Source organism: Microbulbifer variabilis (genome assembly GCF_052467165.1).
This window is the reverse complement of record NZ_CP174301.1, coordinates 4,797,301-4,818,907: the sequence shown is the minus strand read 5'-3', so window position 1 is coordinate 4,818,907 and position 21,607 is coordinate 4,797,301. Positions and strand designations below refer to the sequence as shown.

Below are 21,607 nucleotides of genomic sequence, written 5' to 3'. Positions count from 1 at the left end.
ACCGACTACAAACATTAAAAGAAAAAACGGTCCTTTAAAGGACCGTTTTTTCTTTTAATTCGCCTTGTGGTTTAACCTCTGGCACAACTTCTTGCTTCTCAGCCATATTTACTATTACTGAGGATGGGTATTTATAAAATGCATTATTTACTCCATCAATAATACAAGAAGCTGTCAGGATGCACCCGTCCCAAACGAGATCCAAAAGCAGCCACTGCGCCTGAAAGCTAGGGCTTGCACTACCTGTGCCCTTCTGACTCTCATTCTCACACTCTACTTGTAACTGGTTGCCATCTTTATGGATAACTGAAGTTGTATTGGCAATGACACGCCACTCTCCCTCTTCATTTTTAATATTGCAGAGTGTTTGCTCTGGAGAGTTATCGTTTAAGGTAGATACAATGATATCCTGGTTAGCTCCATCAAATATGGTGGCACAGCCCGCCAAAGTAAAAGTCCCTGCAATAGTACATACTGTAAATATTCTTTTAATCACTACTAAATCCTGGAATTACAAAAAACGCAAACCACCAAAACTAAACAGCATGGTGCGGACGGCGCAATATTGCTCTGTGTCGGTGTATCCCGTCAAGCCAGATATTGAATATATAAATCTCTAATAAGATTCATCAGTAGCCTCTTTCTTGCTCCGCACTGAAAGATACTGGTAGAGGAATGGAAAAATGCAGTTTTTCCCCTGTATCGGGGTGATCAAAATCAAGCTCATTGGCATGAAGCAATAGCCTTGGAGCTGCACTTAACACTTCAGAAGGAGCATAGAAAGGATCACCTAAGATCGGATAACCCATCGCCTGCATATGTACTCTCAATTGGTGTGACCGCCCAGTTATTGGATTTAGGCGTATTAAACTACTACTATCCGAACTGGATACCCTTTCCCAATAAGTGAGGGAAGGTTTACCTACTTGGAAATCCACTTTTTGCCTCGGCCTATTTGGCCAATCACAAATAAGCGGCAAGTTTACTTCTCCAGATTCCTCTTCAGGAATCCCCCATACTCGAGCTAGATAAGTTTTATTAACTTCACGAGTTTGAAAAAGAATACTGAGTTTCCTATGAATCTCAGGGCCACGTGCCATCACCACAAGTCCCGATGTATCCATGTCCAGGCGATGGACAGTCAAGGCTTCCGGGTAGCGCTGCTGAACCCGGCTGGCCAAACTATCTTTGTTGGCAGGATCACGACCAGGCACGCTAAGGAGTCCGCTCGGCTTATCCAATATCAGCAAGGAACTATCTTCAAAAACCACAGAGAGATAGGGTTCTGTGGGAGGGTTGTACTTGCGCATCACTAACTCTTAAAAAATGCTATCTGATACCAATCCCTTCCTGCGGTTTGAGAACCCAATATTCCTTCAAAAGCGAGAGGTCATTTTGCCCCTAGGCCTAGAGATTTCAGAATATGTGCAGAGGTATCAACCTGATTCATCGTATAAAAATGCAACCCGGGTGCGCCACCCTCCAACAGGGTTTCGCATAAATCAGTAACCAATTCCAGCCCTAATTTACGAACATCCTCTGGACTTTGGTAACTCTCCATCCGCTTTTTCAGCCATCGTGGAATTTCAGCACCGCAATTGCGTGAGAAGCGTACTAAATTATCAAAATTGATAATCGGCATAATTCCTGGATAAATCGGTGCATCAATGCCAGCCTTTTCACACTGGTCAACAAAATAAAAATAAGAATCGGGGTTGTAAAAATATTGGGTCAGGGCACTGTTGGCACCTGCCTCAAATTTTCCCTTTAAATAACGTATATCATCGTCATAGCTATTGGACTCCGGATGTATTTCCGGGTAAGCGGCAACTTCCAGGTGGAAATGATCGCCTGTATGGCGACGAATAAAAGCCACCAACTCATTCGCATATACCAGTTGCGCCACAGCTCCCATACCAGAGGGCATATCACCACGAAGTGCTACAATACGGTTTACACCTGCCTCTTGGTATGTATTCAATAAACCGAGTATTGTCTCTTCATTATCACCACCGAAAGATAAATGGGGTGCAATTGAGATACCATCGCGACGCATATCAGTGACGATATTCGAGGTGGTCTCTCGCGTAGTGCCACCAGCACCATAAGTGACAGAGAAAAATTCAGGGTTAAACGCCTGTAAAGCCTCGCGGGTTTTATACAGCTTTGCGCGACCTTCGGGGGTTTTGGGTGGGAAAAATTCGAAACTGATGCGAATGGAGTTTTTCATTTTATTTTCCAGGCCCTCCGAAATTTAGGCACCGGCTAAGCCGGTGCCTTTGATGAGGATATTAGTATTTGTAACTTTCTGGTTTGAACGGACCGTCCACGGAAACACCGATATATTTAGCCTGCTCTTCTGTCATACGGGTAATCACGCCGTCAAAACCTTCAACCATATAGCGTGCTACTTCTTCATCGAGGCGCTTGGGCAGTACTTTTACATACAGTGCAGATACTTTTTGGTCTGCAGGTAGGTCAGCAAACTTCTCTTCAAACAAGTGAATCTGCGCAAGAACCTGGTTAGCAAAAGAGCCGTCCATAATACGGCTGGGGTGACCAGTAGCATTACCAAGGTTTACCAGGCGGCCCTCGGATAGCAGCAGCAGGTGATCATTGGTCTCACTGTTGCGCACCACTTTATGTACCTGGGGCTTAACTTCCTGCCACTCCCAGTTCTCACGCATAAAGGCAGTATCAATCTCGTTATCAAAGTGACCGATATTCGACACAACTGCGCCGCTCTTCAGAGCTGAAAGCATATGCGCATCGCATACATTGGCATTACCGGTAGTCGTTACGATCAAGTCAGTATTGGCCAGCAACTCCTTATTAATACCTTCCGCAGTGCCGGTGTTGATACCGTCAATGTACGGGGACACCAGCTCAAAACCATCCATGCAGGCCTGCATAGCGCAAATCGGATCTACTTCAGACACTTTTACAATCATGCCTTCCTGGCGCAGGGAGGCCGCTGAACCTTTACCCACATCACCGTAACCGATAACCAATGCTTTTTTACCAGCCAACAGATGGTCGGTAGCACGCTTGATCGCATCGTTCAAACTGTGACGACAACCATATTTATTGTCGTTTTTACTCTTAGTAACAGAGTCATTTACGTTGATTGCCGGTACCTTTAAGGTGCCTTCACGCAACATGTCCTGCAAGCGGTGTACACCAGTGGTAGTCTCTTCACTAATACCGTGACAGTTATCGAGAATATCAGGGTACTTACGATGCAGCAGTTCGGTAAGATCTCCACCATCATCGAGAATCATATTCGGCTGCCAGCCGGCGACATCGGCACCAACAGTGCGCTCCAGACACCACTCATACTCTTCCTCAGTCTCGCCCTTCCAGGCAAATACCGGAATGCCACTTGCGGCAATGGCCGCAGCAGCGTGATCCTGGGTTGAGAAAATATTACAAGAAGACCAGCGCACTTCTGCACCCAGGGCAACCAGAGTCTCAATCAGAACCGCGGTCTGGATGGTCATATGAATGCAACCCATGATACGCGCACCTGCGAGGGGTTGGTCTGCACGATATTTTTCCCGCAAAGTCATCAGTGCCGGCATTTCGCCTTCAGCGATTTCGATTTCACGGCGGCCCCATTCAGCCTTGGAAATATCCGCGATCTTGAAGTCTTTAAATTCAGTACTCATCTGGTTCATGCTATTTAATGTCCAATAAAAATTGTTATTACATTGGAGCTTTATCGCTCCAATTTAGTAGCTCCCAATTCAGAAATAGGAGCCACCGCCTTAAGAAGTGAGATCAAAGTCCGGCCTGGACGCGCAGGGCATCCACCTTGTCAGTTTTTTCCCATGGGAAAGCGGTGAAGGTCTCACTGCGCTCCTGACCATTACTGTCCACCCAGTTATAGGTATGGGTGAAAGGATCACGCCCAAAGTGGCCATAAGCCGCTGTCAGCTGATACATGGGATGCAATAGGTCTAAGGACCTGGAAATAGCAAATGGGCGCAGATCGAAATTCTCACGTACCAGTTCGGCCAGTTTCTCTTCTGGAATAATGCCGGTACCAAATGTATTGATAGCCACAGACGTGGGCTCAGCTACACCGATGGCATAGGAAACCTGGATTTCACAGCGCTTGGCCAGGCCCGCAGCGACAATATTTTTTGCCACATATCGACCGGCGTAGGCCGCAGAGCGATCCACTTTAGAAGGGTCCTTACCGGAGAAAGCTCCACCACCGTGACGTGCAGAACCGCCGTAGGTATCCACAATAATTTTACGGCCAGTCAAGCCACAGTCGCCTACAGGACCGCCGATAACAAAGTTACCGGTTGGGTTGATATGGAACTTAGTGTCCTTGTGCAGCCACTCCACCGGCAGGGTGTGATGTACGATCAGCTCCATCACAGCTTCACGCAAATCAGCCTGGCTGACATCCGGATTGTGCTGAGTAGAAAGAACAACAGCATCAATCGCACAGGGGCGGCCCTGTTCGTCATAGCGGAAGGTCAACTGACTCTTGGCATCCGGGCGCAACCATGGCAGCAGGCCGGACTTGCGCGCTTCCGCCTGGCGTTCCACCAGGCGGTGGGAGTAGTAGATAGGCGCCGGCATAAAGGTCGGGGTTTCATTGGTGGCGTAGCCAAACATCAGGCCCTGATCACCGGCACCTTGGTCTTCCGGTTTGGCACGGTCAACACCCTGGGCGATATCTACAGACTGCTTGCCGATCACATTGATCACACCACAAGTCTCGCCATCGTAACCCACATCGGATGAGGTGTAGCCGATATCGGTGATTACTTTACGCACCAGATCCTCAAGGTCCACCCAGGCAGAAGTGGAAATCTCGCCGGCGATCACCGCAATCCCGGTTTTTACCAGGGTTTCACAGGCAACACGGGCCTGCTTGTCGCGGGCCAGCAATGCATCCAGTACCGCGTCGGAAATCTGATCGGCAATCTTATCCGGATGCCCTTCGGACACGGATTCTGATGTAAACAATCTATATTCACTCATGTGAGAGTCTCCATTTATTCCGCCGCGGGCGGTTAGTAAAATTCTGCTTCTGACAATACGTTCAGACGCCGTCAGGGTTTTATAAATTCTCGTATCTGGATCTGGAAACCGTTACGCAGTGCACTGTATACACTGCGCCCATCCCTCAGCCCGGCACTCTGTGCCCAGTCACTCAATTGCTCCGGGGTAAAGCCCAGCCATAGATCACCACAGGCCTCCCTGGCCCAGTCCTGACCGTGCTCTTGCAATTCAGCCACCAACAACTGGCCGCCAGTTTTTAACGCGCTCTGCAAATCATGAAAGATCTGCGCGGGATCTGGGGTGTGATGCAGCACCATATTTACCACGATGGTATCCGCACTTGCCGGGCGCGCCGCGGCGGCACGTGTATCGCTGCAGACAAACTCAATATTGGCCAGCCCCTGCTCATCGGCAAAAGCCTGGGCACGCTCCAACATAGCTGATGACAGGTCCAGAGCCGTTACCGTGCCAAAACGCAGGGATAGTTCCTGCAAAAACTCGCCTTCACCTGGGCCCACTTCCAATGCGTGGCGCCCAGAAATAAGCAGTTGGGCCACCTGTGGTCCATAAACGCTGTAGCTAGCGATCAGCTCCTGTTGCTCGCGGAACCGGTTACCGTAATCGGCAAAGAAACGGCGTGAAGCCTCAGCCCGCTCCTCAGAAATTCGCGCTACCGACTGGGCCCGTTCATCGGACAATGACAGAAGATCCAGATTCACAAATAACTGCTCGAGTAGCGGGGTGCCCCCCGTGCGCCGGTAAAAGATGTTGTTACCTTCGCGGCGCTTAGTCACCAGCCCAGCTTGGGCAAGGACTTTTAGGTGGTGGCTCAAGGCGGGTTGGCGCAGATCAAAAATTCGACACAATTCCAGCACACTGTAGGAGTCTTGACTGAGTAGACGCAATATCTCAAGTCGCAGGGGATCTCCTGCAGCCTTTAAGGTCATCGCCAGCTGCGAAATTTCCGCACCGGGACCGGATTCAAAGGTGGGCTGGGATTCAGACATGGGGACGAGTCTAGCAGGCACAAGATGCTATATCAAAAGATTTTGATATAGCTCCATAAAATTATTTTGATGTAGATACTTTTAGGCAATTCCAGAACCCAGATTAGGAAAATTGCTGCTGTACTTGGTGGCAATTTTTCCGGCAAGCCTTTGCGTGGGGCAGGTCTTTACGGGAAAATACGCCCCCATTTTGTCCTCGCGGAAGCTGCCAAGAGAGCGGTACCGCGGCCTACCCGAAAATCAGAGAGCTCTTCCTATGTCTTCTACCCCCTCTCGCACAGACATGGCCAACGCCATTCGCGCCCTGTCCATGGATGCGGTCCAGAAAGCCAACAGCGGCCACCCAGGTGCGCCTATGGGTATGGCAGATATCGCCGAAGTCTTATGGAATGACTACCTGAAGCACAACCCGGCAAACCCTGAGTGGGCCGACCGCGACCGCTTCGTGCTCTCCAATGGCCATGGCTCCATGCTGCTGTACTCATTGCTACATCTTTCCGGCTACGACCTGCCGATTGAGGAGCTGAAAAACTTCCGCCAAATGCATTCCAAGACTCCGGGCCACCCGGAATACGGTTATGCGCCTGGCGTCGAGACCACTACCGGCCCGCTCGGCCAGGGTATAACCAATGCGGTGGGCATGGCTCTGGCAGAGAAAGTACTGGCAGCCCAATTTAACCGCCTCGGTTATGAACTGGTTGACCATCACACCTATGTGTTTATGGGCGACGGCTGTCTGATGGAGGGTGTCTCCCATGAAGCGTGCTCCTTAGCCGGCACTCTGGGCCTGGGCAAACTGATCGCCTTCTATGACGATAACGGCATCTCCATCGATGGCGAAGTGGAAGGCTGGTTTACCGACGACACACCCAAACGCTTCGAATCCTATGGCTGGCACGTAATCCCCAATGTAGATGGCCATGATGCAGCCGCGATCAAAGCTGCAATTGAGGAGGCCCGCTCAGTTACCGACAAGCCCACCATCATTTGCTGTAAAACGGTTATCGGTTTCGGTTCGCCAAATAAACAGGGCCGCGAAGAATGCCACGGTGCCCCCCTAGGTGACGACGAAATCGCACTGGTGCGCGAGACCATTGGCTGGGCCCACGCACCTTTCGAAATCCCCGAAGGTATCTATGCCGGTTGGGATGGAAAAGCCAAAGGTGAAGCTCAGGAAGACGAGTGGAAAGACATCCTGACTGACTACCGAGAAGAATTCCCTGAGCTGGCCGCCGAATTCGAGCGCCGTATGAGTGGCGAACTGCCGGCAGACTTTCTGGTGAAAGCCGATGATTACATTAAACAGTGCCAGGAAGACGCGCAGAAAATTGCTTCACGAAAGGCGAGCCAGAATGCACTCAATGCCTATGGCCCGTTGCTACCCGAGATCCTCGGCGGCTCTGCCGACCTGGCAGGCTCCAACCTCACTATTTGGTCTGGCTCCAAGGGTGTGAGCGCTGAAGATGCCTCCGGTAACTATGTCTACTACGGTGTGCGTGAGTTCGGCATGAGCGCCATGATGAACGGTATCGCCTTGCACGGAGGTTTCGTACCTTATGGCGCAACCTTCCTAATGTTCATGGAATATGCGCGCAATGCCGTACGTATGGCCGCACTGATGAAGCAGCGTGTTATCTTCGTCTACACACATGACTCGATCGGCCTAGGCGAAGACGGCCCTACCCACCAGCCTGTAGAACAGCTTAGCGCCTTGCGCTCCACCCCGAACCTACACACTTGGCGCCCCTGCGATGCCACTGAATCCGCCGTGAGCTGGAAGATGGCTATCGCGCGCAAAGAAGGCCCCAGCACCCTGGTATTCAGCCGTCAGGGGCTGGCTCCTCAAGCGCGCAATGCCGCACAGCTGGCGCAGATTGAAAAAGGTGGCTACGTACTTTCCGACTGTGAAGGCACTCCCGAAGCAATCATTATTGCTACCGGTTCTGAAGTCGAGTTGGCCATGGCCGCACAGGAAAAGCTCGCCGGCAAGAATGTTCGCGTAGTTTCCATGCCTTGCGCGGAAGCCTTTATGGAACAGGATGAATCTTATCGCGAATCTGTATTGCCCTCTGCTGTGCGTGCTCGTGTAGCGGTTGAAGCCAGCCATAAAGACTATTGGTACAAGTTCATTGGCTTTGATGGCGAGATTATCGGTATGAACACCTTCGGAGAATCCGCTCCGGGCGGCGAGCTGATGCAACACTTCGGCTTTACCGTAGACAACGTAGCCGCAACCGTCGAGAAGCTGGTGAAGTAACTCAGCGCGCTAGCTGGTCGCTCCCTGCTATTGTTTACCGCAGGGAGCGCTCGGTACCTTCCACAATTCCTATCTGGCAGTACTGCTATGACAACCCGACTCGCTATCAATGGTTATGGCCGTATCGGCCGCTCTGTTCTGCGTGCTCTTTATGAATCCGGTGCCCGAGATAACCTACAGATTGTCGCTATTAACGAGCTGGCTGACTGCGCCACTATTGGACACCTGACAAAGTACGATTCCGTACATGGGCGTTTTGCCGGTGAAGTCTCGGTGGAAAATGACATTTTGGTGGTCAATGGTGATTGCATTGCGGTGACACACCACGAACAGCTTGAAGATCTAAATTGGAAGCAGGAAAGAGTCGATATCGTGCTCGAGTGTACAGGCAGTTATAAGGAGCGTAAGCACGCCGAAACCCACTTGGCCACTGGGGCAAAAAAAGTTTTATTTTCCCAACCTGCCAGCCGCGATGTAGATGCCACTATTGTCTACGGCATCAACGACCACACTCTAAACGGCTCCGAAACTATTATTTCTGCAGCCTCCTGCACTACAAATTGCAGCGTGCCAGTGATCGCGGCACTCGACCGGGCATTTGGTATTGAAGCTGGGGTTTTAACCACAATCCACTCCGCCATGAACGACCAGCCAGTAAGCGATGCCTACCATCACACCGATTTGAGAAAAACACGGTCCGCCGTTACCTCAATAATTCCTGTCGATACGGCTCTTGCCCGAGGTATCGAACGCATATTGCCGCATTTATATGGAAAATTTGAAGCCCAGGCTATGCGCGTACCCACAGTCAATGTCTCCGCCATTGATCTGTCTGTTCAATTACAAAAGAATGTAAGTCAAATTGAAGTGAATGCTTTGCTGAAGTCCATAGCCGCAACAGAATTCAAAGGCGTCCTCGGCTTCACCGAAGAACCACTTGCCTCTTGCGACTTTAACCACGACCCTCGCTCAGGAATTATTGATGCCAGCCAGACACGGGTTGCCGGTGACAAATTAGTAAAAATATTAATCTGGTTTGATAATGAGTGGGGGTTTGCTAATCGCATGCTGGATGTCACAGGAGTAATGGCAAAATAAAATTTTATTAATACTCTACATTAGAATATAGGAACATAGCTAAAGTCTAAAATATATCATATATTCCTAGATTAAAACTGATCCGATAAAATCGACTAAGAATTCTATTCCTAGTATTAAACAATACTTTCTAGATATCTATATAAATAAACATTTTATGGTGAGCACTTAAATTACATAATTAACTTTCATACAACCCTTAATGGTATTTAAGGCCTGGAGGTTAACATCTTTAGAATGTCTACTGTACTCCTCTCCAAGCTGATACAACCTCTCTTCTCGATCATATTTATCCAACTCTCCTAACCATTGAGCCGCGTTGTAAAAATTTTCCCAACTACCGCTCTCAACATACAATTGCTTAAAAGCTGGCACCTGAGATTCATACTCAGCGGCTAAGGCAAGAGTGGCATTATTAGTCTTTTCTACATAGGCTTGGTAGCGCGCTGGATTGGGCCAACTTACGGATATTTTCCGATAGCACTGGCGCAGACGTGAAAGCACTAAATTTTTTTGTCCGAGCTTAAAACTATCCGGTTCAGGGGATTTATAAATGGGTTCGAGCTGCTTGCGCGCCATATTCATCAATTGACGCACGGCCATTGTCTCGGCACGGGCTTGGGTAGCTGAACCGGTCAGGCCCTGGCTGGCAAGCCAACCCGGTAGAGCAAGTTCCGAGACGGCAGTTGCGAAACTTTCATTGAATTGTGTATCACCAGAAATATATACACGCCTGTGTGCCAGTTCATGGAATAGCAATTCGGCTAATCTCTCTGGTGACCAATTTACAAAACTAGAGAGTACTGGGTCATCAAACCAGCCAAGGGTGCTATATGCAGGTACCGGCCCCAGATAAGTATCGTAACCCTGCGCCCTTAGACTATTAACTTTTGCAATTGCAGCAGACTTACGAAAATAACCTCGATAGCTGGCGCAACCAGCAACAGGGTAGCACCAGCGTTTTGGGGTTAAAGAAAATTCAGGAGCAGCCAAGACATTCCAGATGGGATATTGATCTTCCAGCTGTACATAAGAGCTGTAAGCTTGACCAACTGGTAAATTCAACTGCTGGGCAGCATAGGCCCGTATCTCCTGCACCAACATTAACTGTCGCCTCAGCTTTTCACTAGTGCCGGGCTGCTGTACCACTTTTTCAATTGGCTGTCGCGCGGACAGAATCCGCAACTGGCCCGCAGCAGCTTGAGCGTAATACCCCACCGTCTCACAACCACAAAGAAACAATGTGATGACTAACAGCCAAATATGCCTGCCATAAGCGCTTAATACTGACCTTAAGGCTCCAATGCTGATATACACTTTTGTCCTATTTTCCTTTTTGTTTAGTATCGTGCCTGTGGATCTATCCAGCTTCCTACAGACCTTCAATGGGTTATAGCATGCTGCCTGTTAGTGCAATCCTAATAGTCTTTGCTTTGGCATTTGCCGCTATAGCCTGGGGGCGGCTCCTGTATATCTGCTTTTCTGATGGGCCTCTAGCGGGCTTCCTTGCCCTGTTTTTACCACCAGTGGCGTTGTTTTTGCTCTTACCCAACTGGCGTGAAGAAAAGGAGCTCTATCAGTTGCTGGGAGCGGCCATAATCTGCCTGATCTTGGGCCTGGCACTTTAAGATTCCCTTATTGAATTAACTCAATTCCGGTTGATTTAGGTCAAGAGACTTACTTCCCAGGCCCATAGACTATATAGGTGAAGCATTGGCGTACTGGAGAGAAAGATGGATGCCTTAATTGATCTATTTACCAGCTTTTCCGGCTTGCTCAGCCTGGCCGTAATCGGGTTTATATTCCTGATGGCATTCTATTTTTATCGCCTGGTTCAAAACAATGTGGAAAAGGCAGTGGCGGAGCAGGAAAGGAAAGAACAAGCGGCAGTTTCCCATAGGAATAAGCCGGCCTGAACTGGAATATCCCGCTTAAGCCCAGGATCTTAGGGTAAATATTTTTGCCGTTAATACAGGCGGCAGCAGGCAATTATGCAGGGTTAACTCCAAAGCGAGCCCGGCACAATTGTCCATTTCCCGGGCTGACCGTCTGGTTTTTGTCGCGATGGGGGCTTGCTAGTAGTGGCACAAAAACCGGAGTCGATCAGCTTCTTTTTGCATGGAACGCAGACTGCCCATATACCTGGGTAACTCTTGTCTTGAGAGCAAAGGGTTACAATCAGGGATAGGGTAGACAAAACAACAGGGCTATTGCCCCGGCAGCTTCGGCTGCCGGGGCACTTTACAGCACAGGGAGGTGCTTATTACGCTCCCGGCTAACAGGCAGCTTATTCGGTTTGCTCTTTCTTGGAACCCCTTTTTATCCAGCGCCCAAATAAAATACCCACCTCAAATAAAAGCCACATTGGCACTGCCAGAAGTGACTGGGAAATCACATCAGGTGGCGTGAGTAACATGCCAATCAGGAAACACCCCACAATCACATAGGGACGCTTGCTACCCAGGGTTTTTGCATCTACCGCTCCGCTCCAGATCAACAGCACAGTGGCGATGGGTATTTCGAAAGCAAAACCAAATGCAAAGAATAATTTCAGCACCAGATCCAAGTAGCTACGCATATCCGGCATCACTTTGATATCTGCATGGGCGGAACCGACAAAGAAATCAAAGAGAATTGGAAATACGACAAAGTAAGCAAAAGCAACACCCGCATAAAAAAGAAAAACGCTGGTGATCAGAATAGGTACCGCAATACGCTTTTCATTTTTATACAGGCCCGGTGCAATAAACGCCCAGGCTTGGTAGAGCACAAAAGGAATCGCAATAAAGAAAGAGACTATAAACGTGGTCTTAAATGGGGTGAGGAACGTTGAAGTCACCTCGGTGGCGATCATCCCAGCATCCCCAACCAGTCTCTCCTGCAGAGGGTTGGCAATAAAATTATAAATCTCTGAAGCGAAAGGCACGAGGCAGGCAAACAAGACGACCACGACCAATAAAGTACGTAACAAGCGGTCGCGCAACTCGATCAGGTGATCGATAAACGGCTGATGACTGTCTTGTGCTTTATCACTCATGGTTGCTTATCTTTTTCTTGTTGTGATTCTTTTTCTTCTTCATCCAATTCGACATTTTCCGGGTGATCGGGGTTCATGTCCGGGTCGCCAAAATCATGCCAGTGCTCCGGATATTCGGGGTCCTGCAACTCCTCCACAGTCTCATCCTGTTCAGGCAGGTAGTCCTCTTTTTCCGCACGGGGGGGCTGGGGTTCTTCGGGGCGCTTCGGGAGGGCATTATCTTTAAGCTCCTTGACCTCCCCCTGTTTGGCATGCTGCTCTGCAGGAGGCTTTTCTTCCGTATCCTCGGTAACCTTCTGCAATGATTCGCTCACTTCACGATTGGTCTCAGTAAAGGTGCGCTCCATTTCCCGGCGACTTTCCTCAATCTCGCGAAGGATGCGCTCATTGTGTAATTCCCGACGAATATCATCCGCACCCACCTCTTTTTCCAACTCTTCACGGGCGCTATGTAAAGTGCGCTTTAAGCCGGACCACCAACGGGCTGTAGTGCGGATGGCATCGGGTAGGCGCTCAGGCCCAACCACGAGCAAGCCCACTACAGCGACCAGCAGCAGTTCAAAAAAGCCAATATCAAACACAGAGCATTACTCGCGTTAACGGTTGCCGAATTATTTATCCTGGGATTGCTTATCTTTTTCCTTGGCGGTACTGCCTTGGTCTGGCTTTTCTTCTTCATCATGCTGCAGGCGCTCGGGATCTTTCTCCTCGTCGGCTTCTTTTTTCTTGTCTTCATCCTTGATCGCTTTGCGGAAGCCCTTAATAGCCCCACCGAGATCGCCACCAAGGTTTTTCAGGCGCTTGGTTCCGAACAGCAGTAGGACAATGACTAGAATAATCAACAGCTGCCAAATGCTAATTCCACCGAATCCCATAATTGTCTCCATGTCATTTAATGCGATAGCCAGACGCTAAGCTGCCACGGGCTATCATTGGTAAACTGCAATTTTGGAAGCCTTCAACTACTACAGCAAAGACTCCTGAATACTTTCGATAAGCGCTTGTTAGCCCTTTTTGGGTCGCGCGGCTTTCTCCACCAGACCTGAAAGGCCAAAACGCCGGCCCAATTCCTCCAGCACATCCTGCGAATCTGCACCCAGATGAGAGAGCATCACCATTGAGTGAAACCATAAGTCCGCCGTCTCGGCGATCATATCCTGATTATCGCCGCTGGACTGTGCGTCTTTCGCAGCGAGAATGGTTTCCGTGGCCTCTTCGCCGACCTTTTCCAGGATTTTATTCAGGCCTTTTTTGTGCAGACTGGCCACATAGGATTTCTCTGCGTCTTCCTCACGCTTGCGACTTTCTAAGACGGCGTCGAGCTGCTGTAACAGGTCACTCATGCAGGGGCTCACTTGTAAATGGCTTTGGGGTCTTGAATCACAGGTTGATTCACCTGCCACTCACCATCCTGTAGTAGGTTGTAGAAGCAGCTGCTACGCCCAGTATGGCAGGCTATACCACCTTCCTGTTCCACCATCAGGAGAACGGTATCTCCATCACAGTCGAGGCGCACCTCGCGCACTTTCTGTAGAAAACCGGAGGTTTCGCCCTTGCGCCATAGGTTCTTGCGCGATCGCGACCAATAAACCGCGTAACCCTCGCTGGCGGTAAGGGCCAGAGATTCGCGATTCATCCATGCCATCATCAATACCCGGCCACTTTTATAATCCTGGGCTATGGCTGGTACCAGGCCGTCACTATTCCAACTGACCTGGTCAAGGAAATCGGTTGTCGCTTTTGCTTGAGTCAATGTCCCTTCCTTCAGAGTTCCAAGTGTAGGTCGGCCCAGACATATCTAGGGCCAGAGCAACAGTACCAGGGCAGCGATACCCAGGGCCCAACCCGAGGGCGGTAACTGCTCCAGCCACTGGGGCTTGCTCAAGACGAGAGCTCCTGCAGCAAGGATTACGCCGCCTACACGGCGCAAGTACTGCCAACGCCCACGACGCTGGCCACTCGCCAGTTTCTCGCCGATATTCTCCAACTGTGGTGCCAGTTCCCGTGACTGCTCCAAGGCGGAATACACCAGTTGCGGCATCTGCGGGAATTTCTCCAACCATTCGGGACCGTAACGCTTAATTTCGCCCACAATGGTTTTCGGGTGGATGCGGTCACGCATCCAGCGTTCCAAAAATGGATGGGCAGTCTTCCACAGATCCAGCTGCGGATAAAGCTGCCGACCCAGGCCCTCGATATTCAACAGCGTCTTTTGCAGCAATACCAATTGTGGCTGCACTGCCATATCGAAACGTCGCGCGGTCTGGAACAGGCTGATCAGCACCCGCGCGAAAGAGATCTCTCCCAGCGGTTTCTCAAAAATGGGTTCGCATACGGCGCGGATCGCCGCTTCAAAAGTATTCACCGGCGTATCGGCCCGCACCCAACCACTCTGTACGTGCAGCTCAGCCACCATTCGGTAGTCGCGGCGGAACATGGCTAAAAGGTTGCGTGCCAGATAGTACTGGTCCTCACGCGAAAGGCTACCGACAATTGCAGTGTCGATGGCAATATACTGAGGACGTTGTGGATGCTCGCGGGAGACAAAAATATTGCCAGGGTGCATATCGGCATGGAAGAAATTGTATTCAAATACCTGTTTGAAAAAAATTTCCACGCCGCGCTCAGCAAGCAGTTGCATATTAGTATCCTGAGCGCGCAACTGTGCCAAATCGGTAACCGGGATGCCCTCAATACGCTCCAGTACTAACACGCTCTCACGTGTGTATTCCCAGTACACTTCAGGGATATACAGCAGTGGAGAGTTATTGAAATTACGCCGCAACTGGGTGCCATTGGCCGCCTCACGCACCAAGTCCAGCTCTCCCTCAATGGTGTGGCGATAGTCCTCCACTACCTCCACCGGGCGCAGGCGTCGCCCATCGGGCACAAAGCGCTCAATACCGCGGGCTAATACCCCCAACAGACGCAAATCTTCCTGGATTATTTCACCAATACCTGGGCGCAGCACCTTTACAACCACTGATTCACCAGTGGTGAGCACCGCAGCATGTACCTGTGCCACCGAAGCCGCAGCCAAGGGCTCGCGCTCAAAGCTCGCGAAAACTTCGTCGACACTGGCCTCCAAGGCCTCTTCAATCAACGAGATACACTGGTCGCTTGGGAAGGGAGGCACCTTGTCTTGCAGGTAATCGAGCTGCTCGACAATATCTGGCGGTAACAGGTCAGGGCGGGTAGAAAGCAACTGACCAAATTTGACGAAAATTGGCCCCAGTTCCTCCAGGGCTCGACGCAGGCGCTCACCGCGCTCCATCTTTGGCTGTGGCAATAGCTTCAGGGGAGCCAGTATCCCTCGCAGCCACAAAGGGCGGCGCTCGGCGGGCAATAGCTGATCGAGACGATAGCGCAGGAAAACCCGCGTGATAGTAAAACTGCGAAAGAGCGGCAAAACTACTCAGCCTCCCTGCGGGAGAACTGCTCTTGCAGCAAACGCACCCGTGCTTCCAGGCGCTCAGTGGCCAGAGACAGCTCAGCGAGATCATCGGCAAAGGCCTCAAATTGCGCCTGTGGTGGGGTCAACTGCCACTCTTCGCTGATGGTTTCCGCAGCCGCAACAGGTGCGCGACTGAGACTGGCGCTCAACCAACTGCCGGCATTGCGCAATACATTGCCGATGGAGTGAGCGGGAATATCGCCTATCAATTGCGCCAGCGGCGCCTCCCAGTCGATATCCAGATCACTCATCATCCACTGCAATTCTGCCAGCAGAGCACTAGAACCACTGATTGAGACCCCCAGGGCCGCGGGCGTGGCATCCGGGTCTTTTAGAAGACGCACAAGAGAAATAGCCGAACCACTGATAGAAGTGGTGACATCTCCCTCCCAATGCTGGCGGACAAATACTTGATCGCCCTCAATGCACAAACAACACTGTAGTTTTGGAGCGGTTAGATCGAGCGCCATAACTTTACCATCCAGCTCCTGCAGACGAGCGCGAGTAGCCGGGTCATATTGCAGGGCGGTATTAATGGCGGTTTCCAGCGCAGCATCAAAACCCGCGCGATAAGTGGGATCGCTCATGGCAGTTATTGGCCTCGTGCCATCACTTGCAGGTAAATCACGTCAAACGCCAGTTAGGGCTTGATGCCACGGTGCAACGCAACAATACCGCCAGTCATATTGTGATATTCACAATCGACAAAACCGGCATCCTCCATCATCTGCTTGAGGGTTTCCTGGTCTGGGTGCATACGAATGCTCTCCGCCAGGTAACGGTAACTTTCCGCATCATTGGCTACCAATTTGCCCATAAATGGCAGTAGGCGGAAAGAATATTGATCGTAGACTTTTTCAAGCAGTTTCGACTCTGGCTTGGAGAACTCGAGCACTAGCAAACGCCCGCCGGGTTTGAGCACCCGTAGCATGGAGCGAAGCGCTAGGTCTTTGTCAGTGACATTACGCAGACCAAAGGCGATAGTTATGCAGTCGAAGGTATTATCCGGGAAAGGGAGGTATTGGGCATCTGCCTGCACTGGCACCACATTGCCGGCGATACCGCGGTCCAGCAGGCGATCGCGACCAACCCGCAACATCGATTCATTGATATCCGCCAGTACCACCTGACCACTGTCACCCACAATACGCGAAAAGCGGGCGGTGAGGTCGCCAGTTCCCCCAGCAATATCCAAAATTTTCTGTCCCGGCCGCGCGCCGGATAATTCGATGGTAAAACGCTTCCAGAGGCGGTGAATCCCCCCAGACATTAAATCGTTCATTACATCGTAGCGCGCTGCCACTGAGTGGAACACTTCTGCCACACGACCGGCCTTTTCCTCCACCGGGACCTCTTGGTAGCCGAAGTGGGTGGTCTTGCGATCCTTCATGCTGTGCTGCCTACTGAGCCAAATTCTGGGGAGCCATTGTACATCTACGAAGCCGGCGGAACACAGCCCATCATCACCCCCTTTGGAAACTCGCTAAAATTGATCCATAGAAACCGGAACGAAATACTGGTCAGGGCTCATGAGTTATCGGCTCGATTGCAACGTACTTCCAGAGCATGGACTTCGGCAAGTTGCCCTGGCGGAAATCAATACTGCAATCAGCCATACAAAACAGCTTCCCAGTGAGCATGCAGTGCACGAATTGCGTAAGCACTGCAAGAAATTACGCGCTCTACTGCGCCTCGTACAACCAGTTTATCCACTCTTATTCCAGAGTGAAAACATTCACTACCGCAACCTGGCCCACAGCCTCGCTCAGAGCCGCGATCCGGTTTCTATTCGAGGAGCCCTACTTGCGATAGCCCCGCCACACCACTTTCCGACAATGCACACACTGCTGCGCCATATGCTGCATTTAAAAATAGATAAAAGGGCCCTGGCACAGGTCGAACCGTTTCTGATTCAAAGACGGGGGCGTATCGGTAACTGGTCATTAGAGGATGTTCGCTGGGCTCATTTAGAACGCGGATACTGTCGAGGTTACCGGCGAGCGCGAAAAGCTTGGTATCAGGTGCAAAAATTGGATAGCGCGGAGAATCTGCACCAATTGCGCAAACGAGTAAAAGACCACTGGTACCACAGCCGACTGCTTGAAGAAAAATTTCCACAGCCAGCCGCATTACGCTGTGAGCCACTAAAACAATTGGCCCAAGTTCTTGGCGATTGGCGCGACGCCTATTTACTTTGCCGCTTGGCAATTGCCACGGGAGAGAGCCTCGGGAAAGAGCTGATACCAATCTTGGAACTGGGTGACTGGCGCAAAATGAGGCTTCGTCGGGAAATAGAGACTCTTTGCTCTGCGCTCTTCATTAAGGCAAAGTTGAAAGTCAGATAGAAAGTAAAACAGCGCAGGGAAATACCTGCGCCATTGCATTGAAACAAATAACCTCCGAATTTATTCGGCGTCCTGCTCCAATAAACCACCTGAGCGTGCCATAACGTGGAATAGGTAGTTCTGCTCATTGGTACCACTCACCAAGTGTGCACCCGGCCCGCGAGCCCATACGCCTACATCCTCTCCAGCGTGAGACTCGCTGCTCATGGGCACCAGTGCATCCTGCTGGTAATCAAGTGCGACAGTGTCAGTGCTTGTGAGATCATGCCGGCTACCGTCATCATTGGAGCTGTAACCCGGGCCATTGGCATAGGTCAAGGTTGTGTAGGGCAGGCCATCTTCAGCTAATGAAGGAGAGGTTTTAGCCTCACCACTGCTGTCATTACCAATCACCTTGCCAAGAATCGGGTTGCCGCGGGTGGGATAACCGGCAATCGTCATCACATGGCTGTGGTCCGCAGTAACGACTATTAGAGTATCTTCTGCACTGGTGTTATCCATTGCATACTGGATAGCCTCTGCAAATTCCACAGCATCGGTCAGTGCGCGGTGGGCGTTGCCAGCATGATGGCCATGGTCAATACGACCGGACTCTACCATAAGGAAATATCCCTTGTCGTTTTTCTGCAGGAGTTCGAGACCTTTAGATGTCATCTCAGTGAGGGAGGGCTCACCCGCAGTATCTTCCTCACGAACAGCTTCATACTCCATGTGGGAAGAGTTGAACAAACCCAGTAACTTGTCGGTTGCAGCGCTGTCTACAGCATTAAAGCCTGTGGTGTCTTCTACGTAAGCAATATTATTCACACCGTCGTTGTAACGTGTCTTCCACTCATCCACCAAGTTGCGCCCGTCTTCTCGACGCCCGGCTTCCCCCTCGATATCTGTGACGTCACTGGGCAAGAAGTTACGGCGGCCCCCTCCCATTACCACGTCGATACCATCACCAGCCTCCAGCTCAACCAGCTGCGCGGCAATATCAGTGCAACCATCAGGAGCAGACGCTTCCCAGCCACGCTCAGGCACCTTGGCATAGGTGGCTGCCGGAGTAGCGTGGGTAATTCTCGCGGTACTGATAATACCGGTGCTTTTGCCCAGATCCTCTGCCAGCTCAATGGCAGTGGTAAGAGGACGCTCCAGACTGGCGGCACAATCGCCGCGCGCTACATCTTCGGCAACACTTAATACGCCGGCCTTGGTTTTAACCCCGGTAACTAGAGCCGTCATAGTGCCAGCGGAGTCCGGAGTTTGCTGGTTGGTATTGTAAGTTTTCACCAAACCAGCAAAAGGCATTTTTTCAAAGCTCAGCTGGTGCTCCTCACCGGCGAGGCCCTGCTGTTGACCGGCGAGGATACGCGCTGCAGTCACTGTAGAAATACCCATGCCATCGCCGACAAACAGGATGATATTCTTTGCTGCGCCAGGAGTATTATTAATTGCCTGTGCCTGCGCAGCCTCTACAGCCTCTTGGCCCTCTTTGAACCAGTCGCTATCGAGCTGCCCCTGGGGAAGGTTCAACACATCTTCTGGCTCTGGCAGTTCAACCGGATTCGAGCTGGACTTGTCATCACTGCAACCAGCGGCCAGCAGGGCTACGGAGAAAGCCAGCAGGGTCTTTTTAAAATGTCTCATGGTGAATTACCCCAATTATTCTTCTGTCAACGACAGGTCAGTCGCAGCAGTCATCACATGGAAAAGCGCACTTTGCTCCAGGCTACCCTGTACCAACTTGGCTCCAGCACCAATGGCATGCAGGCTGATATCTTCACCCGCGTGACTCTCTGATTCCAGGTGAACTAGAGCCTCCTGATGAAAACCCGGTGCCTCGGTGTCTACGCCAGAGAGATCTTTACGGCCGGTATCAACAGCTATGCCATAACGTTCATCCGCATCGGTATTCTCACCCAGGTCGGCAAAGCCCAGACCATTGGCATAGGTCAGCGTGGTAAAAGGCAAGTCGTCCGATGCGGTTTCCAGTTCCGCCTTGGCTGCGCCGCTACTGTCATTCTCAACCACCTTGCCGAGAATGGGGTTACCACGGGTTGGATAACCGGCAATGGTCATCACATGGCTGTGGTCCGCAGTCACCAGGATCAGGGTGTCCTCAAGATCCACCTTATCCAGTGCAGCTTGTACCGCATCCGCAAAGGCAATCGCATCGTGCAATGCGTTGTAAGCATTACCTGCGTGATGGCCGTGGTCGATTCGACCAGACTCCACCATCAGGAAATAGCCATCGCTATCTTTCTGCAGGAGTTCAATAGCAGTACCGGTCATCTCGGCGATACTCGGCTCGTCGCTCTCCTTAGCAATACGGTCCGCATCGTAACTCATATGGCTGCTTGTGAAGAGCCCCAACAGCTTGTCTGTAGAGGCGAGATCCACGCTCGCCAGTTCAGCTCCAGTCTGCACATATTCAGCATTCTGTTCACCTTCATAGCGCTGTAGCCACTCATTGGTAAGATCGCGCCCGTCTTCACGCTTGCCACCTGTATCGGTCGTTGTAAAACTGCGACGGCCGCCACCGAGCATCACGTCGATGCCATCCCCATATTCCAGTTCAATCATTTGCGTGGCGATATCCACACAATTTCCTTCAGCTTCGTACTCCCAGCCACGCTCTGGACTACGCGAATAAGTGGCGGCGGGCGTGGCATGAGTCAGTCGCGCGGTTGAGACGATGCCAGTTGATCTGCCACGATTTTCCATCAACTCGAGGAAAGTATTCAGCTCTTTGCCTTCAGCACTGACGCAATCAGCACGCAATGCATCTTCCTCAATATTAATGACTCCGGCGCGGGTTTTTACACCGGTCATCATCGCAGTCATGGTACCGGCAGAGTCCGGGGTCTGCTGGTTGGTGTTATATGTTTTGATCAGAGCGGAATAGGGAAACTCCTCAAAAGAAAGGGCATTTTCCTCACCATTCTCACCGCGCAGTTGACCCTCAAGAATACGTGCAGCAGTCAACGTGGATATACCCATACCGTCGCCGACAAAAAGAATGACGTTCTTTGCAGTCTTTGCTTCTCTGGAGAGGGCAGTACGCTCTTCCAGACGATCGGCAGCGTCGGTATACCAGTCACTTTTGGTTTGGTAGTCAGGCAGGCTTGCGGCAGAAACCGCTGAAGCGAGAGGAATTAAACAAAAGGCGCTAAGCGCGCGGGCAAGTTTGTTTGCCACGATGAGCCTCCGGAACTCGTAAATTTGGCGAGCATTAGAGTCCGGAAATATGACAAAAGAATTACGCGCCGATTAACTTCTGGCTTTCATCGCCACAAAGCTTAGTACGGGCGTTAAGACTGTAAAAACACAACCACAGCAATATTACAGAATTGCGAAAAAACAGTGAGAGATTATTGTTTTTTCAGTATTTTCAATGGGTGG

The 21,607-nt window shown here is 50.9% G+C and carries 22 protein-coding genes; 5 read left to right on the top strand and 17 right to left on the bottom strand.

Features of this window, described 5'->3' with window-relative positions; all coding sequences use genetic code 11:
• Positions 1 to 34 precede the first annotated feature (34 nt).
• From ACJJIP_RS21460 to ACJJIP_RS21435, 6 genes are all read right to left on the bottom strand, one after another.
• Positions 35 to 496, bottom strand: coding sequence for a hypothetical protein (locus ACJJIP_RS21460; RefSeq protein WP_444945947.1), 462 nt, complete (start codon positions 494 to 496; stop codon positions 35 to 37).
• A 133-nt stretch (positions 497 to 629) separates the two neighbouring features.
• The gene (locus tag ACJJIP_RS21455; RefSeq protein WP_444945946.1) at positions 630 to 1,310 is read right to left on the bottom strand and encodes a pseudouridine synthase; all 681 of its coding nucleotides are present in this window, start codon (positions 1,308 to 1,310) and stop codon (positions 630 to 632) included.
• An 80-nt stretch (positions 1,311 to 1,390) separates the two neighbouring features.
• Complete coding sequence (gene metF / locus ACJJIP_RS21450; RefSeq protein ID WP_020414037.1) at positions 1,391 to 2,230, bottom strand: methylenetetrahydrofolate reductase [NAD(P)H]; 840 nt, start codon at positions 2,228 to 2,230, stop codon at positions 1,391 to 1,393.
• A gap of 61 nt (positions 2,231 to 2,291) precedes the next feature.
• The gene (ahcY, locus tag ACJJIP_RS21445) at positions 2,292 to 3,677 is read right to left on the bottom strand and encodes an adenosylhomocysteinase (RefSeq protein ID WP_026305161.1); all 1,386 of its coding nucleotides are present in this window, start codon (positions 3,675 to 3,677) and stop codon (positions 2,292 to 2,294) included.
• A gap of 103 nt (positions 3,678 to 3,780) precedes the next feature.
• Positions 3,781 to 5,001: a methionine adenosyltransferase gene (gene metK, locus ACJJIP_RS21440; RefSeq protein WP_020414035.1), complete on the bottom strand. Its 1,221-nt coding sequence runs from the start codon at positions 4,999 to 5,001 to the stop codon at positions 3,781 to 3,783.
• A 71-nt stretch (positions 5,002 to 5,072) separates the two neighbouring features.
• Positions 5,073 to 6,029, bottom strand: a complete 957-nt coding sequence (locus tag ACJJIP_RS21435) for a metalloregulator ArsR/SmtB family transcription factor (RefSeq protein WP_020414034.1) — start codon at positions 6,027 to 6,029, stop codon at positions 5,073 to 5,075.
• A gap of 256 nt (positions 6,030 to 6,285) precedes the next feature.
• Here ACJJIP_RS21435 and tkt point away from each other — a divergent pair, with 256 nt between their 5' ends.
• Positions 6,286 to 8,286: a transketolase gene (tkt, locus tag ACJJIP_RS21430; RefSeq protein ID WP_444945945.1), complete on the top strand. Its 2,001-nt coding sequence runs from the start codon at positions 6,286 to 6,288 to the stop codon at positions 8,284 to 8,286.
• Between the two features lie 87 nt (positions 8,287 to 8,373).
• Positions 8,374 to 9,384, top strand: a complete 1,011-nt coding sequence (gene gap / locus ACJJIP_RS21425) for a type I glyceraldehyde-3-phosphate dehydrogenase (protein ID WP_444945944.1) — start codon at positions 8,374 to 8,376, stop codon at positions 9,382 to 9,384.
• A gap of 168 nt (positions 9,385 to 9,552) precedes the next feature.
• On the opposite strand, the gene ACJJIP_RS21420 is transcribed toward gap, so the two are convergent.
• Complete coding sequence (locus ACJJIP_RS21420) at positions 9,553 to 10,701, bottom strand: aminopeptidase (RefSeq protein WP_444945943.1); 1,149 nt, start codon at positions 10,699 to 10,701, stop codon at positions 9,553 to 9,555.
• Between the two features lie 80 nt (positions 10,702 to 10,781).
• Here ACJJIP_RS21420 and ACJJIP_RS21415 point away from each other — a divergent pair, with 80 nt between their 5' ends.
• Complete coding sequence (locus ACJJIP_RS21415; protein ID WP_157533540.1) at positions 10,782 to 11,012, top strand: hypothetical protein; 231 nt, start codon at positions 10,782 to 10,784, stop codon at positions 11,010 to 11,012.
• A gap of 105 nt (positions 11,013 to 11,117) precedes the next feature.
• Positions 11,118 to 11,300, top strand: a complete 183-nt coding sequence (locus ACJJIP_RS21410) for a DUF3149 domain-containing protein (protein ID WP_020414028.1) — start codon at positions 11,118 to 11,120, stop codon at positions 11,298 to 11,300.
• 371 nt (positions 11,301 to 11,671) lie between these two features.
• Here the strand turns inward: ACJJIP_RS21410 and tatC are convergent, their stop codons facing one another.
• From tatC to ubiE, 8 genes are all read right to left on the bottom strand, one after another.
• Positions 11,672 to 12,421, bottom strand: a complete 750-nt coding sequence (gene tatC, locus ACJJIP_RS21405; protein ID WP_020414027.1) for a twin-arginine translocase subunit TatC — start codon at positions 12,419 to 12,421, stop codon at positions 11,672 to 11,674.
• Entirely contained in the window at positions 12,418 to 13,002 is a 585-nt protein-coding gene (tatB, locus tag ACJJIP_RS21400) for a Sec-independent protein translocase protein TatB (RefSeq protein WP_444945942.1), read from the bottom strand. The genes tatC and tatB overlap by 4 nt, the downstream gene beginning before the upstream one ends.
• A 30-nt stretch (positions 13,003 to 13,032) precedes the next feature.
• On the bottom strand, positions 13,033 to 13,296 hold the full coding sequence (gene tatA / locus ACJJIP_RS21395; protein WP_020414025.1) for a Sec-independent protein translocase subunit TatA: 264 nt from the start codon (positions 13,294 to 13,296) through the stop codon (positions 13,033 to 13,035).
• A gap of 129 nt (positions 13,297 to 13,425) precedes the next feature.
• Positions 13,426 to 13,764: a phosphoribosyl-ATP diphosphatase gene (locus tag ACJJIP_RS21390; protein WP_020414024.1), complete on the bottom strand. Its 339-nt coding sequence runs from the start codon at positions 13,762 to 13,764 to the stop codon at positions 13,426 to 13,428.
• A gap of 8 nt (positions 13,765 to 13,772) precedes the next feature.
• A complete protein-coding gene (hisI, locus tag ACJJIP_RS21385) occupies positions 13,773 to 14,174 on the bottom strand; it encodes a phosphoribosyl-AMP cyclohydrolase (protein ID WP_020414023.1) in 402 nt (133 codons plus the stop codon).
• 45 nt (positions 14,175 to 14,219) lie between these two features.
• Positions 14,220 to 15,830 (bottom strand): ubiquinone biosynthesis regulatory protein kinase UbiB, encoded by a 1,611-nt coding sequence (gene ubiB / locus ACJJIP_RS21380; protein ID WP_020414022.1) that lies wholly within the window; start codon positions 15,828 to 15,830, stop codon positions 14,220 to 14,222.
• A 2-nt stretch (positions 15,831 to 15,832) separates the two neighbouring features.
• Positions 15,833 to 16,462, bottom strand: a complete 630-nt coding sequence (locus tag ACJJIP_RS21375; RefSeq protein ID WP_444902458.1) for a ubiquinone biosynthesis accessory factor UbiJ — start codon at positions 16,460 to 16,462, stop codon at positions 15,833 to 15,835.
• 53 nt (positions 16,463 to 16,515) lie between these two features.
• On the bottom strand, positions 16,516 to 17,265 hold the full coding sequence (gene ubiE, locus ACJJIP_RS21370; protein WP_282952107.1) for a bifunctional demethylmenaquinone methyltransferase/2-methoxy-6-polyprenyl-1,4-benzoquinol methylase UbiE: 750 nt from the start codon (positions 17,263 to 17,265) through the stop codon (positions 16,516 to 16,518).
• A 139-nt stretch (positions 17,266 to 17,404) separates the two neighbouring features.
• On the opposite strand from ubiE, the gene ACJJIP_RS21365 reads away from it, so the two are divergent.
• Positions 17,405 to 18,220: a CHAD domain-containing protein gene (locus ACJJIP_RS21365; protein ID WP_020414019.1), complete on the top strand. Its 816-nt coding sequence runs from the start codon at positions 17,405 to 17,407 to the stop codon at positions 18,218 to 18,220.
• A 60-nt stretch (positions 18,221 to 18,280) separates the two neighbouring features.
• Here the strand turns inward: ACJJIP_RS21365 and ACJJIP_RS21360 are convergent, their stop codons facing one another.
• Both ACJJIP_RS21360 and ACJJIP_RS21355 read right to left on the bottom strand, forming a co-directional pair.
• The gene (locus ACJJIP_RS21360) at positions 18,281 to 19,852 is read right to left on the bottom strand and encodes an alkaline phosphatase (RefSeq protein ID WP_282952106.1); all 1,572 of its coding nucleotides are present in this window, start codon (positions 19,850 to 19,852) and stop codon (positions 18,281 to 18,283) included.
• A 15-nt stretch (positions 19,853 to 19,867) separates the two neighbouring features.
• Complete coding sequence (locus ACJJIP_RS21355) at positions 19,868 to 21,403, bottom strand: alkaline phosphatase (protein ID WP_444945941.1); 1,536 nt, start codon at positions 21,401 to 21,403, stop codon at positions 19,868 to 19,870.
• Positions 21,404 to 21,607 lie beyond the last annotated feature (204 nt).